A 16373-nucleotide genomic window follows, 5' to 3' on the forward strand; every position below is an offset into this window, starting at 1 on the left:
CAATGTGAGGCCTTTTTTTTTATATTTTTCATTTAAAATACTGTAGGTTTATTTTCTGATCAGCATAAAGGATCCTTTCTTGGTATATTTCTTTTTTGGCTCCTCTCTACCTGTTGCAGTAATCACATAAAAATAGGTTCCCGGAGTAGCCCATTTTCCATTAACTTTTCCATTCCAGCCTTCGTCCGGATTTTTCCAGGAATAAACAACTCTTCCCCATCGATTAATAATCGTTGCACTAAAACTTTTAAGCGACTGAGATTTCACTCTAAACACATCATTTCGACCATCTCCATTTGGAGTAAAAACATTAGGAACCTGCACCAATGAGGTATCCACTACAATTGGCTTTCCCTCGGTCTTTAAATAAAACTCATCAGAACATGTCTCAGGGCCCTTATCAGAAGAAGCTATCAACTTCACGAAGTAATTGCCTGGATGTAAATATGTATAAGCAAGAGGATCCTCGTCAGTAATTATCCCATCAACCAAGAGACTGTCCTCAACAGTAGTTGCTCCAATTTCAATTCTATCAAAATCTTGATATATAAACCATTCAAAATCATCAGCATTCACAGATTCGTTATTAAAAGCTACCTCCAAAGGAGCTTCACCAATCATTGGATCAACAGAAAATTCAGCTTTCGCAACATATGTTGATGATGAAATAGGATCTGATACAAACTCACAATTATATTGATCTAATACAGTTACCACATAAGTTAATTCACCCTGAAAGGCTTCCTGATCAATAAAACGTTTGTCTATTTGTACAGTAGGCAACACTCCTAAGTTTTGTGTCGCACTTAAAATCACTTCAGAATTTCTTGCCATAGAAAATTTCACAACCCGATCCGTTGTTTCATCTAAAACACTTATCATATCACTTGTATTTCCAGATCGAATATCATTATACCTTAAATCAGCTGGCAAAAATGATGTTAGAAAATGTAACCCAACACAATCCATCAAACTAAGAGTTAAACTTGGATTAGTATTGGAATTGTTCAAAACCCAAGCCTGATCATTAAAAGAATCAACACCATTAGTCGCTTCAACCTTATATAATCCATCAGGTAAACTAGTCAATATTGATTCTGTGGGAGTATCAACTGATGTTACGGGATTTGTAAAATCAGAAGTTAAAGCATCCCATTTTGTCCAAGTGAAAACCCATCCAGATGTTCCATCATTCGGTGTAGCTTTTAATACCCCAACATCAGACCCTATAATATCACAAAAGACATAGACAGAATCTTGAGGCGAGCTTGAATATTGAGTTAATGATTTATGGCTGGCGCTTGCAGCGGTAATCTGAGAGAAAATTGGGTTTGACAAAACTACAAATATCACAAGAAGTGAAAAGCGATAAAATGCCATCGAATTTAGTAAGCCGGACTTAATTTTCATATTGTTGGGTGAATAATTTTATGATATAACTTGATTTACAATATTAAAAAAATTAAGTCGTTTTTTCTACTATTAAACGATTATCTTTATTTGCTAAATACATATTACAAGCTTAAAAGAATCTTCGACAAGCTATACTAATTAGACAAACAGAGCGTTCAAACAATACTAAATATACCCCTCGTGAACACTACAAACTAATTTAATTCTGGAGTAATATTCAAAAAACTGATGAGAATTTCAGTTCAAATACTAATTTTGGGGTTCAAAATAATTGGAAAGCATAGAATGGAATATTTAAACGAATTAAATCAGGTACAGCGAGAAGCCGTTGAGAATATAAATGGAGCCTCACTGGTTATTGCCGGTGCCGGATCGGGTAAAACACGAGTTTTAACTTATAGAATTGCTCATCTTCTAAATCAAAATATTCCAGCCTACTCCATTTTAGCTTTAACCTTTACCAATAAAGCAGCTCGAGAAATGAAAGAGAGGATTGGTAAGCTGGTTGATCAACAACAATCTCAATCGTTATGGATGGGGACTTTTCACTCCATATTTTCGAAAATATTACGATACGAGTCTGAACATTTGGGTTTTGATTCAAATTTCACAATTTACGATACTCAGGATTCAAGAAATTTACTTCGCGCCATCATCAGAGAGATGCAACTTGACGACAAAGTTTATAAGGCAAACGAAGTATTGAATCGAATTTCATCAGCAAAAAACAATTTGGTCACGGCTAATGCTTATGCTCAAAATTCCAATATTCAAAAGATTGATGCAAGCAACCGACGCCCACTTATATTTGAAATTTATAAAAAATACAGTCAGAGGTGCCGACAAGCCAACGCTATGGATTTTGATGATTTGTTATTGCAAACCAATATCCTTTTTAAAACCAAGCCGGAAATTCTATCGAAATATCAGGATAAATTTAGGTACCTATTGGTTGATGAGTACCAGGATACAAACTACTCTCAATATTTAATTGTAAAAAAACTTGCCGAAAATCATAAAAATGTTTGTGTTGTTGGTGATGATGCTCAGAGTATTTATTCTTTCCGCGGTGCTAAAATTGAAAACATCCTTAATTTCAAAAACGACTATCCAAATTACAAACTATATAAATTAGAGCAAAACTATAGGTCAACACAAAACATTGTTAATGCAGCCAATAGTGTAATTCTCAAAAATCGCGAACAAATAAAGAAAGAATCTTTTTCTGAAAACGAAGAAGGTGCAAAAATAAAAGTTGTAAAAGCTATCACCGATCACGAAGAAGGATATATTGTTGCCAATGCAATTTTCGAGGAAAGAATGCGTGAGCATCTTCAATATCAAGATTTCGCAATTCTTTATCGAACCAATGCTCAATCGAGAATTTTTGAGGAGTCGCTGCGTAAACTAAACCTACCTTACAAAATATATGGTGGTTTATCCTTTTATCAGAGAAAAGAGATTAAAGACCTCCTTTCCTATTTTCGCCTTACGGTAAACCCAAATGATGAAGAAGCAATAAAAAGAGTAATTAATTACCCCAAAAGAGGAATTGGTGCCACAACGATAACAAAACTTCAGGATGCTGCCACACAGAATGAATGCAGCATGTGGGATGTGATTTGCGGACTAAATCAAAGACCCTACGGAATCAATTCCGGAACAATTTCAAAATTGATGAGATTTGCGACTTTAATTACTGACTTTCAAAAAAGACAAGACATCGATTCAGCTATAGATCTGGCAAACCATGTGGCAAAAACAGCAGGTATTGTACAAGAACTTTATAACGACAGATCACCGGAAGGGGTATCCAGACATGAAAATATTCAGGAGCTTTTAAATGGTATTCAGGAATTTACCCAAAACTCATTAGAGGAAGGCAAAGAATTACAGTTGGCAAATTACTTAGAAGACGTAGCTCTTTTAACCGATCAGGACAAGGATAAAGATGAAGATCGAAATAAAATTACCTTAATGACAATTCATTCGGCAAAAGGACTGGAATTTCCGCACTTACATATTGTAGGATTAGAGGAAGATCTGTTCCCTTCCCAAATGGCAACGACTACACCACAGGATTTAGAAGAAGAGCGAAGATTATTCTATGTTGCCTTAACCAGAGCAGAAACTAAGGTTACCTTATCATTCGCAAAATCGAGATATAAATGGGGAAACGTGAGTTATCCTCGTCCAAGTCGATTCATTAGTGAAATAGACGAAAAATTTGTTGACCTACAATTTGATACAGAACCAGATTTTTCAGGTTTCAGAGATGCTAACCAACTAAGCAGGAGCGACTCTGAAGTAGTTAACCAACCGAAAAAATTTGAAACAAAACAAAGTTTTTCCTCCAAACCAAAACTAAATCAACCGATTACTCGTAACCGAAATAGTAATAATCAGGATAACGATCCTAATTTTATTCCTACGAACCCAGAACTTATACAATCGGGTATGATTGTGGAACACCAACGCTTCGGGAAAGGTAAGGTTTTGCAAATGGAAGGCAACAAACCAAATATTAAAGCAACTGTGTTTTTTCAAAATGTTGGACAAAAACAACTATTATTAAAATTCGCAAAACTTAAAATTGTAGGATAAATACCATAACTATTTGTATTGAAAGAAGAAATCTGTTACATTTGTGATTAGTTCTAAGATTTTCTGTAACTGTTTGAATCATTAAAACAATTCATAAAAGCTTCTTTTCTACTTCGTTTAGTAAAACCGATGAAATCTTAGATCACCCAATTATATTAATAACTATCTTCAATTTTTTAGTGCTATTGCGTTACATTCTTACAAGTTCGCTAAATTGCCTATCGCATAAAAAATTGTTATTACCAGATAAAAACAACAATAAAATAAATGGATTATAATTCAAGCAGGAAACATCTTATTCTTCCTGAATATGGACGAAATGTTCACAAAATGGTAGATTTCGCCCTAACTGTTGAGGATAAGGACGAAAGAAACCGTGTAGTAAAAAGTATTATTGCAATTATGGGGAATATGTATCCTCACCTTAGGGATGTAAGTGATTTCAGACACAAACTTTGGGATCATATTACTATTATGTCTGATTTTCAATTAGACATAGACTCACCTTACGAAGCTCCTACCAGGGAAAAGCTAGCTGAAAAGCCTGATAAATTACCCTACCATAATGAAAGAATTAAGTATCGTCATTATGGTCGCACAGTAGAAGCTTTAATTGGAAAAGCCATTGAAATTGAAGATCCGAAGGAAAAAGATGCACTCATTTTAATGATTGCCAATCACATGAAAAAGTCATTCCTTACTTGGAATAAAGATAGTGTGCCTGACGAAAAAATATTTAAAGATATAACTGCATTATCGAAAGGTAAACTTGAAATTCCGGAGAATTTAAAATTAGCCGAGGTGAAAGAAAGGGAATACGTTCAGAAAATTAAAAAGAAAAAAAATCCCAGAACTGATAATCGCAACGACAACAAAAACGATCATCGAAAGTTCAATAAACCAAGAATATAAAACAAAAACCGGTTCCAAACCGGTTTTTTTTGTGTCAAAACCAATCCAAATTTCACTTTCTCGAACGCTTTTTATAATTATCTTTAAAATCTGATACACACCAAAAATAATTAGCTAATGAGCACTTTCGAAATTATTGGGGGCAAATCGTTAAAGGGAGAATTAACTCCACAAGGGGCAAAAAATGAAGCCCTTCAGATTTTATGTGCCACTCTTTTAACTGAAGAAAAGGTAACAATTCATAATATCCCGAACATACTTGATGTTAATAAATTAATTGAATTACTGTCTGAGCTTGGAGTCAGCGTTTGCCAAGAATCAAAAAACACTTATTCTTTCGAAGCAAAAAACATTAATCTTGACTATCTAAATTCCCCTGAATTCGCAAGTAAAGGATCATCGTTAAGAGGTTCAATAATGATTATCGGCCCCTTGCTAGCTCGATTTGGCAAAGGATATATTCCTCGCCCGGGAGGAGATAAAATTGGAAGAAGACGTTTGGATACTCACTTTTTAGGATTTCAAAAACTGGGCGCAAAGTTCAATTTTAATCCTGGTGAAAATTTTTACCGTGTTGAGGCCAGTGAGCTAAAAGGATGCTATATGTTACTTGATGAAGCATCGGTTACAGGAACTGCGAACATTATTATGGCCGCAGTTATGGCCAAAGGAACAACAACACTCTACAATGCAGCCTGCGAACCTTACATACAACAATTGTGTAGGATGTTGATATCGATGGGTGCAAAAATAAGTGGTATTGGCTCTAATCTATTATCGATTGAAGGAGTTAAATCCCTATCGGGATGTGAGCACCGAGTTCTTCCAGACATGATTGAAATAGGAAGTTTTATTGGGCTTGCAGTAATGACTAAATCAGAAATTACCATAAAAGATGTCGCCTACCATGAATTGGGTATGATTCCCGATGCATTTAAACGTATGGGTGTAAAAATGGAATTAAGAGGTGATGATATTTATATTCCAAAGCAAGAAAATTATCAAATTGAAACCTTCATCGACGGATCTATTCTAACCGTTGCAGATGCTCCCTGGCCAGGACTAACTCCTGATTTACTCAGTGTTTTTCTTGTATTAGCAACTCAAGCTAAAGGAAGTGTGCTTATCCATCAAAAAATGTTTGAAAGTCGTTTGTTCTTTACGGATAAACTAATTGATATGGGAGCTCAAATTATTCTTTGTGATCCACATAGAGCTACAGTTATTGGTTTAAATCAAGAGCAGGGTTTACGGCCAACCACAATGGTTTCTCCGGATATTAGAGCCGGTGTTGCACTTTTAATAGCAGCACTTTCTGCGGATGGGAAAAGTATAATTCACAACATAGATCAAATCGACCGAGGGTACGAAAACATTGACCTTCGCTTGAATGCAATTGGCGCTAACATCAAAAGAATCAGTAATTAACTATTTATTAACATTTTAAGTAAGGATATCTAATTACTTTAGACAAATAGAAATTCTTAGTAATAGTTAAATTTTTGTAATATGAAAAATATAAAATTAAGCTTGATATTATTCTCTTTTCTTTTTTCATTATCCTTTTTTGCAGGAGCTTCAAATCCTGCTGATGGAAAAGACGTGAAAGAAGGTTATGAAATAGGAGACAGACTGCCAGATATTAAGGCAAAGTCGATTGCAGGAAACGATATTAAGTTAAGCTCATTGGAAGGCAAATTGGTTTTAGTTGATTTTTGGGCTTCGTGGTGTCCTCCTTGTCGTGCAGAAAACCCAAGAATAGTAAATGCCTACAATAAATTTAAAAACGTAAATTTTAAAAATGGAAAAGGGTTTACCATTTATAGTTTTTCACTCGACACCAAACAAGCAAACTGGAAAGCAGCAATTGCTAAAGATAAACTCAATTGGGATTATCACGTAAGTGAATTAAAGGGATGGAAATCTCCAACTTCGAATAAATTTGGCATCAGTTCTATCCCATCCAATTTCTTAATTGATGGCAATGGAATTATTTTAGCTAAAAACCTTAGAGGTGAGAAATTAGAATTAATTCTTCAGCACTACGAAAAAAAGTAATTGTTCGAAATATGTATTTAAACCACTCCTGATTGGGAGTGGTTTTCTCAATCCTGATAATTCTTTAAAAACTGCTTAATCTCTTCTACACAGAAGCCTTTACTTTCAATCCATTCAATAGCTTTATCATCCCGACTAAATACATGTGTACTTAAATTTGTATCCCTTAAATAAAAAGCAAAGAGATACGCTTTTACAATTTGCCCAAACTTGGGGTTAACGATAACCGCATTATATTTAAACTTTAATTGATAGGTGAGTTTTCGAATTGCATTATTTATTATTCGAGCAATTGCAGGTGACGATATAATTAAATCGCTCAGATCGCAGATAGACGCCAAATCTTTGTACGAATACTCTTCTAACATTTGATCAATCGCATCAGAGAAAAAATTAGCCGCCTCCTCATTTTGCATTCCAACAACTTTAAGATACGCTACATTAGAGTATACTCGAATGGAAAAATCATCATTATCAATTGCAATTTTCATCCCCGTAAATTTTAGGTTATAATAGCATACTTGTTCAACAAGATTAAAACTAAATATAAGATTTACAGAAGAATATCCAACAATTTATTTGAATCATGCCACATTTCAAGGTATAGCAATCGAAGCTTACGACAAAGGCTTGTCTATAAATAAATACATCATTAATAGGGCATCCTCATTTTCCAAAAAAAGATAAAACTGAAAAACTTACCATTACAACTTCTATCTTTGTGCCAATTTGTCGGGAGACAGTACATTGGCAGACTATTTGTAAATTAGTACCCTGTTATAAAAAGCGAACGCTAAAAAATCATTGAAAAATGACAAAAGATAAGAACAAATCAAAAAAAGAAAAATTGGAAGAAAAAGATATTGAAACTACTGAAAACCAAACAGTAGAAGAAACTTGTAAAAAGGAAGAACCAGAGGCTAACGAAACTGCCGACAGTGAACAAAACCAGAAATCTCCAGAGGAAAAAGAGGTTGATGAATTGGAAGAATTAGGAATCAAACTTCAGGAAATGAATGACAAGTATGTACGTTTGTCAGCTGAATTTGACAACTATCGCAAAAGAACTCTAAAGGAAAAAATGGAGTTGACAAAATCAGCTGGAGAAAAAATTCTCATTAACGTTCTTCCTGTGATGGATAACTTCGAACGCGCTTTACAATCAATTGATGCAACAAAAGATGTTGACGCAATTAAAGAAGGTGTCCATTTGATTTATGGCAATTTCAAAGAATTTATTACTCAAAATGGAGTGAAAGAAATTGAAGCTGTGAATCAAGCTTTTGATACTGACATCCACGAAGCGATAACAAAAATACCTGCTCCAACCAAGAAGATGAAAGGTAAAGTTGTTGACTGTGTTGAGAAAGGTTATTTCCTTCACGACAAGGTAATTCGTTTTGCCAAAGTTGTTGTTGGAGAATAAAGAATTCAAAATCTAAGCTGAAAAAAAGATGTCGAAAAGAGATTATTATGAAGTGTTGGGAGTTGCCAAGTCAGCCTCGGAGACCGAAATAAAAAAAGCATACCGTAAAAAAGCAATACAGTATCACCCTGATAAAAATCCGGATGACAAGCAAGCTGAAGAGAACTTTAAAGAAGCAGCAGAGGCATACGAAGTATTGAGTAACCCAGAAAAACGTCAGCGATTCGATCAATATGGTCATGCTGGAATGAGCGGCTCTGCAGGAGGTGGTTACAGTGGTGGCGGAATGAACATGGAGGATATCTTTTCTCATTTTGGTGACATCTTTGGTGGTGGTGGTTTTGGCGGCGGTTTTGGCGGTGGCGGCGGACGTAGCTCGAGAAGAGTAAATCGCGGCAGCAACCTTAGAGTTAAGGTTAAGCTAACATTGCAAGAAATTTCGGAAGGCGTTGAAAAGAAAATAAAGGTAAAAAAGCATATTGAGTGTAAATCCTGTAATGGATCAGGAGCAAAAGACGGATCATCTTTCTCCTCTTGCTCAACTTGTCATGGTTCTGGTCAGATAACCCGTATTCAGAATACGATTCTGGGTCAGATGCAAACAGCTTCCACCTGTCCTTCCTGCGGTGGCGAAGGGAAAATTATCACAAATAAATGTACCAGTTGTTCGGGAGAAGGAACTGTTCAGGACGAAGAGGTAATTACCATTAATATACCTGCCGGAGTAGCCGAAGGAATGCAACTGTCGGTTAGCGGAAGAGGTAATGCTGCCCGTCGCGGTGGAGTAAATGGTGATTTATTGATTCTTGTTCATGAGGAAGAACATCCGGAATTAATTCGTGATGAAAATGATCTTTTATACAATTTATTCGTTAGCATTCCTGATTCAATTTTAGGTACTGCTGTTGAAATTCCTACCATCCAAAATAAGGTAAAAGTGAAAATTGATGCAGGAACTCAATCTGGAAAAATTCTTCGTTTAAGAGGAAAAGGTTTACCTGATATTAACGGATATGGCAGAGGAGATTTACTGGTGAAAATTAATATTTGGGTGCCAAACAATGTATCGAAAGATGAAAAGAAAATCTTAGAGAAATTACAGACATCTGAAAGCTTTACACCTAATCCTACAGCTCAGGAAAAAAGCTTCTTCAAAAAAGTGAAGAACTTCTTCGACTAAGAAGACAAGATTATAGAATCTATACAGAAAGAGATCATCCATACCGGGTGATCTCTTTTTGCATCTGTCTAAACAGCCAATCAGGAGACCAAATTCCTGAACAAAACAGCAAATTACCCACTTCAAGTTGCGGGCATCCTGTTTTGAGAGTGCGATGCCCCTCTTGCCAAAGCAAGCATTCAACATGTTAAAGCATTCTTTCTATCCTGTAAGGCAAACTTCCTTACCCATGCAGGAAATTTACCCGAAATAACAGCAAGTTTCCGGTCCAAACAGGCAAGTTTCTCCGAATCAGAAGCATGATTCCCACTCGGCCAGGGGATATTCCCTTCGCCATAGGCAAGCTGCTGTATTAAAGAGGCACGTATCCCTTAAAAAGCGAGGATGATCCTTAATAAACAGGGAATTTCCTATCCACAGAAGGAAACCTATGAGTTAAATACAAATGATTCTGATTCATCGAAATATTCATGTGCTCTGTTTAAAGAAATCGATTATAAATTTACATCGTACGAAACCAAATTAAAAACAGGTTCAATCTACTTTACATCGATTTTTTATGTTGAGATTCTTAAAATTGATTACTTTAGTTTTTAGTTGAAATTTTAGTGTCACCAAACAAAATTATACATGGCATTTTTCGAAGCAAAAGACATAGTTAAACAATACGCAGGACACAAAGCTTTAAATAAAGTGAGTATCTCTGTTCCCAAAGGAAGTATATTTGGTCTCCTTGGCCCAAATGGGGCAGGTAAAACCACCCTAATCAGAATAATAAACCAAATAACTGGTCCTGATTCTGGTGAAATTTTCTTTGATGGAAAACCATTAATTCCAAACGATACTGCCCGCATTGGATATCTTCCAGAAGAAAGAGGTTTGTATAAAAAAATGAAGATTGGAGAACAGGCTGTTTACCTGGCTCAGCTGAAAGGGATGGGACAAAAGGAAGCGACTAAAAAATTAAAAGTTTGGTTCGATAAGTTTGACATTCTTCAATGGTGGGATAACAAAGTAGAAGAGCTTTCGAAAGGAATGCAGCAAAAAATACAATTTATTGTTACCGTTCTGCACGAACCGGAATTGCTGATTTTCGATGAACCATTTAGTGGTTTTGATCCTATCAATGCAAACCTGTTAAAAAAGGAAATCCTTGAACTTAGAGACAAAGGAGCAACGATTATTTTCTCAACTCACAATATGGGATCGGTTGAAGAGATTTGCGATCACATTGCTTTGATCAACAAATCAGAAAAAATTCTTGACGGGCCGGTTGATCAAATAAAGAAAAAATACAGAACGAATACCTATCAGGTAACCTATACCGGCGAATTCGACAAGCTGGAAAAAATTCTTAACTCAGATTTTGAGATTATTGAGAAAAACAAAAGTCTTGAATACAATACTCTTAAAATAAGATTGAATAATGGTGCTACATCCAATGAATTATTGGAGCAACTACTTCCCTATTTAAATATAATTTCCTATAGTGAAATCATTCCAAGCATGAATGATATATTCATTCGAGTTGTGAATGAAAACAAAAAGATTTAACCCGAAACACCATTTAAAATGAACAAAATTTTCATCATTATAAAAAGAGAATATCTCTCTCGAGTTAAAAAAAGATCATTCCTAATATTAACTTTTTTAACTCCTGTTTTAATCGCTGGTATTTATGCATTCATGATTTGGATGATGCTTAAAGACGATACCGAGAAAAGAACCATTGCTGTTATTAATGAGTCGCAATTGGTAGAGCCTGTTAAAAGCGCGGATTTCACGACTTTCAAATACTTAAACGACACCAGTTTTGAAGATGCGAAATCACAAATGGAAGAAATGGATTACTATGCCATTCTTGTAATTCCTGAGAATATTCTGGATAGTAAAATGGCCGAATTATTCTCGGACAAACAGGTAACAATAGAAGTGAAATCGGAGGCTGGCTCGCAAATTAGAAATCATATTGAGAAAATAAAACGATCTAAAATAATCGCTCAAGCCGGAATGCCCGATTTGGAAGAGAAGCTTGCCGCAACAGAAACTCCAATTTCCATGAAAACCATCAAATTTGGTGAAGATGGAGAGGTGAAACAAAGTTCCACAGAGATTGCAATGGGAATTGGTTTTGTAGCCAGCTTTATAATTTACATGTTCATTTTCTTGTATGGAGTTCAAGTAATGCGTGGTGTAATCGAAGAAAAGACTAATCGCATTGTAGAAGTTATCATCTCATCGGTGAAACCATTTCAATTAATGATGGGAAAAATAGTTGGTGTTGCTATGGTTGGATTAACACAGTTTATTATGTGGATAATCCTATCAGGCGTAATCATCACGGTGGGTTCTGCACTAGTACTTCCCGGCATTGATATGGATTCTTTACAACAAGCTAAAACTCTTTCCGAATTACCTCAAGGCTCAACTTCTTTAGATGCCAATCAATTTAAGATGGCTCAAGAAATACTAGGTACTTTTGATCTCGGATATATTGCAGGAATTCTTGGTGCTTTTGTCTTCTTTTTCCTTGGTGGCTATTTATTATACGCAGCTCTTTTTGCCGCTGTTGGCAGTGCTGTTGATAATGAAACAGAAACACAGCAATTTATGATACCAATAACCATACCTCTGGTGTTGGCTTTGTACATTGGTTTTGCAGTCGCCCGAAATCCAGAAAGCAGCTTGGCTTTTTGGGGATCAATGATTCCTTTTACCTCGCCAATTGTAATGTTGGTAAGAATTCCTTTTGGAGTTCCAATTTGGGAATTATTGTTATCAATGACTATACTAATTGGTACATTCTTACTAATTACCTGGATCGCTGCCAAAATATACCGAACCGGAATTTTGATGTATGGTAAAAAAGTTTCTTACAAAGAAATTTGGAAGTGGTTGCGTTATCACAATTAAAAATAAACAGCATAAACATTGTAAATGCCTCATTTTATGAGGCATTTTTCACAAATTACGATCTGAAATAATTTTTAAGAGAACTTTAAAAGTTAAAAAATACTATCATCGGAATATCCTGGTCAAAAATTATAAATCGAGAACAAAGTTTTTAGTATCTTCGGTTTTGCATTGACACTTGTTAAAGTTAAATAGCTTTTTCAAGAAACACAAATCAATCAGACAATTAACTCAACTCAAATAGTAATTCATGCGAATTTCTGTAATAGATTTAGGAACGAATACATTTAATTTGCTTGTTGCCGAGTGGGATGAAACAGGAATCCCAAAAATTCTGAACCGTTCAAAATATGCAACAAAAATAGGGCAAGGCGGAATCAACAACAACATCATCACCGATGAAGCCATCATAAGAGCGCAAAATGCCTTTGATACGATAACAGAAATATCAAATCAATTTGAGGTATCTAAAACAATTGCATTCGCAACTTCGGCTATAAGATCAGCAGAGAATGGGGCCGCTTTTGTGGAAATGATAGAAGAAAAATACCATATCGATATTGAAATTATTTCGGGAGACAGAGAAGCCGATTTGATTTTTACCGGAACAAAAAAGGCCATTGAATTAAATCATGAAGTTGTTGCAATACTTGATATTGGTGGCGGTAGTAACGAGATAATCATAGCAAATAACGAAAAGGTATTTTGGAAAAACAGTTATCCTTTGGGAATGACTCGTTTATTGGAGAAATTCAATCCTACTGATCCTATTAATAAAAATATGGTGAAGGATATTGAACTGTTTCTAAAAGAAGAAATGTCCGATTTATTTGAAGCTTTAGACATTCACTCTGTTAAAACATTAATTGGATCCTCGGGTTCATTCGACACATTCAAACAAGTATTGGTAGCTAACACTCCAGGAATAAATGGTTTTCCAACAAGCCATTTTGAAATTAAACTAAAAGATTTTTTCAAATTACATCAGGTATTTTTGGCTTCAAGTCTTGAAGAAAGGAAACAAATGCCAGGAATGGATCCTGTTCGTGTTGAATTAATAGTTATTGCCAGTATTTTCATTAATTATCTGTTTAAAGAAGCCGGATTTAGTAAATTATTCCAATCTTCTTTTTCTCTTAAAGAGGGAGCTCTTTTTGAATTTATTGAAAAAAGTACCCATCCAACAGATAAAAATCTATCTGTTGAAACAAAAAAGTAAGCATGTCCAAAATTCTAATCATCGACGACGAAAAAAGTATTCGTAATACCCTTAAAGAAATATTGAGTTACGAAGATTATGAAGTAAGTCTTGCCGAGAACGGTCTTGAAGGCATAGAATTAGCGAAAACAGATGAGTTTGATGTTATTTTGTGCGACATAAAAATGCCACAAATGGATGGAATCGAAGTTCTTGAAAAAACCCAAGAACTTCAATTAGATACTCCTGTTATCATGATTTCGGGACATGGAAATATTGACACTGCCGTTGATGCCATAAAAAAAGGAGCCTTTGATTTTCTTGAGAAACCTCTGGATTTGAATCGTATTTTGATTACGATCCGAAATGCCATGGATAAATCGAAGCTAATCACAGAAACCAAAGTTCTGAAACGAAAGGTTAGTAAGAAATATGAAATGATTGGCTCTTCGGGTGTATTGGAATCGGTTAATCAAATGATTGACAAAGTTGCTCCTACTGATGCAAGAGTTCTAATTACAGGTCCTAACGGAACTGGGAAAGAACTGGTTGCTCATCGCATTCACGAGCAAAGTAACCGTTCTAAATGTCCGTTTATTGAAGTTAACTGTGCTGCCATTCCTTCGGAATTAATAGAAAGTGAACTTTTCGGTCATGAAAAAGGATCTTTTACCTCGGCAATAAAGCAGCGTAAAGGAAAATTTGAACTTGCTGATGGAGGAACTCTTTTTTTGGATGAAATTGGAGACATGAGTTTATCTGCACAGGCAAAAGTTTTACGAGCCTTGCAGGAAAATACAATTACCCGTGTTGGAGGAGACAAAGAAATAAAGGTAAACGTTAGAGTTATTGCGGCTACCAATAAAAATCTGGCAGAAGAAATTGAAAACAATAATTTCCGTGAAGATTTATATCATCGATTAAGTGTAATCTTAATTTCTGTTCCTACATTAAACGAGAGAACAGAAGATATTCCTATGTTAGCAAATCATTTTATTGAAACGATTTGCGGAGAAATGGGAGTACCACAAAAAAGTATTGATGAAGAAGCAATAAGCGAATTGCAAAAAATCAATTATACTGGAAATATACGTGAATTCAGAAATATTATTGAACGATTGATCATTCTGGGCCAAGAAAGTATTTCGGTACAGGATGTAAAATCCTATACCAAATCTTCAAGCTGATTATGAGAACCGAATCTGATTTTATAGGACAAAGGGAAATTCCAAAGGATGCTCTTTGGGGAATTCATTCTCTTCGGGCTAAAGAAAATTTTCCAGACCAAACTGCCTTTCATAAAGAGTGGTTTATGGCAATTGGTATCGTAAAGCAGGCCTGTTACCAAACTTATTCCAGTTTTCTAAAGGCGATTCAAGACAAATTTCCGAATGAAAAATTTCCTTTTAAATTGATCGAATCCAATTTAATTGAAGAATTGGAAAAGGTCTCTATTGAAATTAATGAAGGAAAACATTTCGAACATTTTATTGTACCGGCAATTCAAGGTGGTGCCGGCACAAGCATCAACATGAATGTAAACGAGATAATTTCCAATCGCACACTTCAAAAACTTGGGAAACCTGCCGGTTCATATCAAGATATTGATCCTTTCGAGCATGCAAATGTATTTCAGTCTACCAACGATGTTATTCCAACGTCCTTAAAGGTCGCGGCTATCCGTCTGTTACAAGAACTGGAAGAGTCGATCAACAGTCTTCGCATGGAGGTGGAAAAGACTGAAAGCAAATACCGAAATGTATTGCGACAAGGCTATACTCAAATGCAAGCGGCTGTTCCTTCCTCTTACGATAAATTATTCAGTACCTACAACAATGCTCTTTCGAGAGATTGGTGGAGAGTATCAAAGTGTTTCGAACGAATTAAAGAAGTTAATTTAGGTGGTGGTGCAATCGGAACGGGATTATCAATTCCTCGATTTTTTATCATGGAAGTCGTTCCAAACCTTCAAAAATTAACAGGACTACCCATAACCCGATCAGAAAACCTATCTGATGCAACTGCAAATCAGGATTCTTTTGTTGAGGTTCACGCAACTTTAAAAGCACACGCTGTAAATTTGGAAAAAATGGTTGCTGATCTTCGTTTACTAGGATCTGATTTATTTGTGAACCGCGAAGTGCATTTACCACAAAAACAGGTCGGTAGTTCTATAATGCCTGGAAAAATAAATCCGGTAATTCCTGAGTTTGTAATTAGTGTTGCTCATAAGGTTTACGCCAATGATGTGATGATTAGCAGCCTTTGCGGACAAGGATGTTTGGAACTAAATGCTTATTTACCTTCTATTGGCCATGCTTTGCTCGACAGCATTAAATTACTAATTGCGGCCAACAATAGTCTTGCTGAAAATTTATTTCACAAATTGGAAATAATATCCAAGCCAATTGAGGAAGGTATTTTAAAAAATCCTTCTGTAGCAACTGCATTATCGCCATATATTGGATATCATCAGGCAGCCAAGCTTGCCAAAGAAATGAAAATGAATCAATTCTCTATACGTGAAGCCAATGCCAAACTAAATTTAGTTACGGAAGAATTACTGAGCAAACTAATTCAACCAGAAGAATTACTGAAAATGGGATTTCGAATTGGGGAAATTTTGAACAAATAACTGATTACTCCTCATTGATAACTGTTAACTGAAA

14 protein-coding genes are annotated in these 16373 nt (G+C 35.4%); 12 read left to right on the forward strand and 2 right to left on the reverse strand.

Features of this window, described 5'->3' with window-relative positions; translation table 11 throughout:
• Positions 1–48: 48 nt before the first annotated feature.
• Positions 49–1410: a gliding motility-associated C-terminal domain-containing protein gene (locus tag ALGA_RS05935; RefSeq protein ID WP_096428454.1), complete on the reverse strand. Its 1362-nt coding sequence runs from the start codon at positions 1408–1410 to the stop codon at positions 49–51.
• 288 nt (positions 1411–1698) lie between these two features.
• Here ALGA_RS05935 and ALGA_RS05940 point away from each other — a divergent pair, with 288 nt between their 5' ends.
• The 4 genes from ALGA_RS05940 to ALGA_RS05955 all read left to right on the forward strand — a co-directional run bounded on the left by ALGA_RS05940 (position 1699) and on the right by ALGA_RS05955 (position 6987).
• Positions 1699–4017 carry an ATP-dependent helicase gene (locus ALGA_RS05940; RefSeq protein ID WP_096433454.1) on the forward strand — a complete coding sequence of 773 codons (2319 nt, stop codon included), beginning with the start codon at positions 1699–1701 and terminating at the stop codon, positions 4015–4017.
• Between the two features lie 267 nt (positions 4018–4284).
• Complete coding sequence (locus tag ALGA_RS05945; RefSeq protein WP_096428455.1) at positions 4285–4929, forward strand: DUF4290 domain-containing protein; 645 nt, start codon at positions 4285–4287, stop codon at positions 4927–4929.
• Between the two features lie 117 nt (positions 4930–5046).
• Positions 5047–6357 (forward strand): UDP-N-acetylglucosamine 1-carboxyvinyltransferase, encoded by a 1311-nt coding sequence (gene murA / locus ALGA_RS05950; RefSeq protein ID WP_096428456.1) that lies wholly within the window; start codon positions 5047–5049, stop codon positions 6355–6357.
• A gap of 81 nt (positions 6358–6438) precedes the next feature.
• The gene (locus ALGA_RS05955; protein WP_096428457.1) at positions 6439–6987 is read left to right on the forward strand and encodes a TlpA family protein disulfide reductase; all 549 of its coding nucleotides are present in this window, start codon (positions 6439–6441) and stop codon (positions 6985–6987) included.
• Positions 6988–7034: 47 nt separating this feature from the next.
• On the opposite strand, the gene ALGA_RS05960 is transcribed toward ALGA_RS05955, so the two are convergent.
• Complete coding sequence (locus ALGA_RS05960; RefSeq protein ID WP_096428458.1) at positions 7035–7478, reverse strand: hypothetical protein; 444 nt, start codon at positions 7476–7478, stop codon at positions 7035–7037.
• 320 nt (positions 7479–7798) lie between these two features.
• Here ALGA_RS05960 and ALGA_RS05965 point away from each other — a divergent pair, with 320 nt between their 5' ends.
• From ALGA_RS05965 to ALGA_RS06000, 8 genes are all read left to right on the forward strand, one after another.
• A complete protein-coding gene (locus tag ALGA_RS05965) occupies positions 7799–8413 on the forward strand; it encodes a nucleotide exchange factor GrpE (protein WP_096428459.1) in 615 nt (204 codons plus the stop codon).
• A gap of 28 nt (positions 8414–8441) precedes the next feature.
• Complete coding sequence (dnaJ, locus tag ALGA_RS05970) at positions 8442–9593, forward strand: molecular chaperone DnaJ (RefSeq protein WP_096428460.1); 1152 nt, start codon at positions 8442–8444, stop codon at positions 9591–9593.
• A gap of 384 nt (positions 9594–9977) precedes the next feature.
• Positions 9978–10190 (forward strand): hypothetical protein, encoded by a 213-nt coding sequence (locus ALGA_RS05975; RefSeq protein WP_096428461.1) that lies wholly within the window; start codon positions 9978–9980, stop codon positions 10188–10190.
• 33 nt (positions 10191–10223) lie between these two features.
• Entirely contained in the window at positions 10224–11147 is a 924-nt protein-coding gene (locus ALGA_RS05980; RefSeq protein ID WP_096428462.1) for an ABC transporter ATP-binding protein, read from the forward strand.
• Between the two features lie 18 nt (positions 11148–11165).
• Positions 11166–12506, forward strand: a complete 1341-nt coding sequence (locus ALGA_RS05985; protein WP_096428463.1) for an ABC transporter permease — start codon at positions 11166–11168, stop codon at positions 12504–12506.
• 250 nt (positions 12507–12756) lie between these two features.
• A complete protein-coding gene (locus tag ALGA_RS05990) occupies positions 12757–13725 on the forward strand; it encodes a Ppx/GppA phosphatase family protein (RefSeq protein ID WP_096428464.1) in 969 nt (322 codons plus the stop codon).
• A gap of 2 nt (positions 13726–13727) precedes the next feature.
• Positions 13728–14891, forward strand: coding sequence for a sigma-54-dependent transcriptional regulator (locus ALGA_RS05995; protein ID WP_096428465.1), 1164 nt, complete (start codon positions 13728–13730; stop codon positions 14889–14891).
• Between the two features lie 2 nt (positions 14892–14893).
• Complete coding sequence (locus tag ALGA_RS06000) at positions 14894–16339, forward strand: lyase family protein (protein WP_096428466.1); 1446 nt, start codon at positions 14894–14896, stop codon at positions 16337–16339.
• Positions 16340–16373: the final 34 nt, after the last annotated feature.

This window comes from Labilibaculum antarcticum, assembly GCF_002356295.1.
Lineage (GTDB): Bacteria > Bacteroidota > Bacteroidia > Bacteroidales > Marinifilaceae > Labilibaculum > Labilibaculum antarcticum.

Coding starts and splice junctions, on each gene's coding strand:
- ALGA_RS05935 (WP_096428454.1), bottom strand. CDS start 1,410: ATGAAAATTAAGTCCGGCTTACTAAATTCGATGGCATTTTATCGCTTT.
- ALGA_RS05940 (WP_096433454.1), top strand. CDS start 1,699: ATGGAATATTTAAACGAATTAAATCAGGTACAGCGAGAAGCCGTTGAG.
- ALGA_RS05945 (WP_096428455.1), top strand. CDS start 4,285: ATGGATTATAATTCAAGCAGGAAACATCTTATTCTTCCTGAATATGGA.
- murA (WP_096428456.1), top strand. CDS start 5,047: ATGAGCACTTTCGAAATTATTGGGGGCAAATCGTTAAAGGGAGAATTA.
- ALGA_RS05955 (WP_096428457.1), top strand. CDS start 6,439: ATGAAAAATATAAAATTAAGCTTGATATTATTCTCTTTTCTTTTTTCA.
- ALGA_RS05960 (WP_096428458.1), bottom strand. CDS start 7,478: ATGAAAATTGCAATTGATAATGATGATTTTTCCATTCGAGTATACTCT.
- ALGA_RS05965 (WP_096428459.1), top strand. CDS start 7,799: ATGACAAAAGATAAGAACAAATCAAAAAAAGAAAAATTGGAAGAAAAA.
- dnaJ (WP_096428460.1), top strand. CDS start 8,442: ATGTCGAAAAGAGATTATTATGAAGTGTTGGGAGTTGCCAAGTCAGCC.
- ALGA_RS05975 (WP_096428461.1), top strand. CDS start 9,978: ATGATCCTTAATAAACAGGGAATTTCCTATCCACAGAAGGAAACCTAT.
- ALGA_RS05980 (WP_096428462.1), top strand. CDS start 10,224: ATGGCATTTTTCGAAGCAAAAGACATAGTTAAACAATACGCAGGACAC.
- ALGA_RS05985 (WP_096428463.1), top strand. CDS start 11,166: ATGAACAAAATTTTCATCATTATAAAAAGAGAATATCTCTCTCGAGTT.
- ALGA_RS05990 (WP_096428464.1), top strand. CDS start 12,757: ATGCGAATTTCTGTAATAGATTTAGGAACGAATACATTTAATTTGCTT.
- ALGA_RS05995 (WP_096428465.1), top strand. CDS start 13,728: ATGTCCAAAATTCTAATCATCGACGACGAAAAAAGTATTCGTAATACC.
- ALGA_RS06000 (WP_096428466.1), top strand. CDS start 14,894: ATGAGAACCGAATCTGATTTTATAGGACAAAGGGAAATTCCAAAGGAT.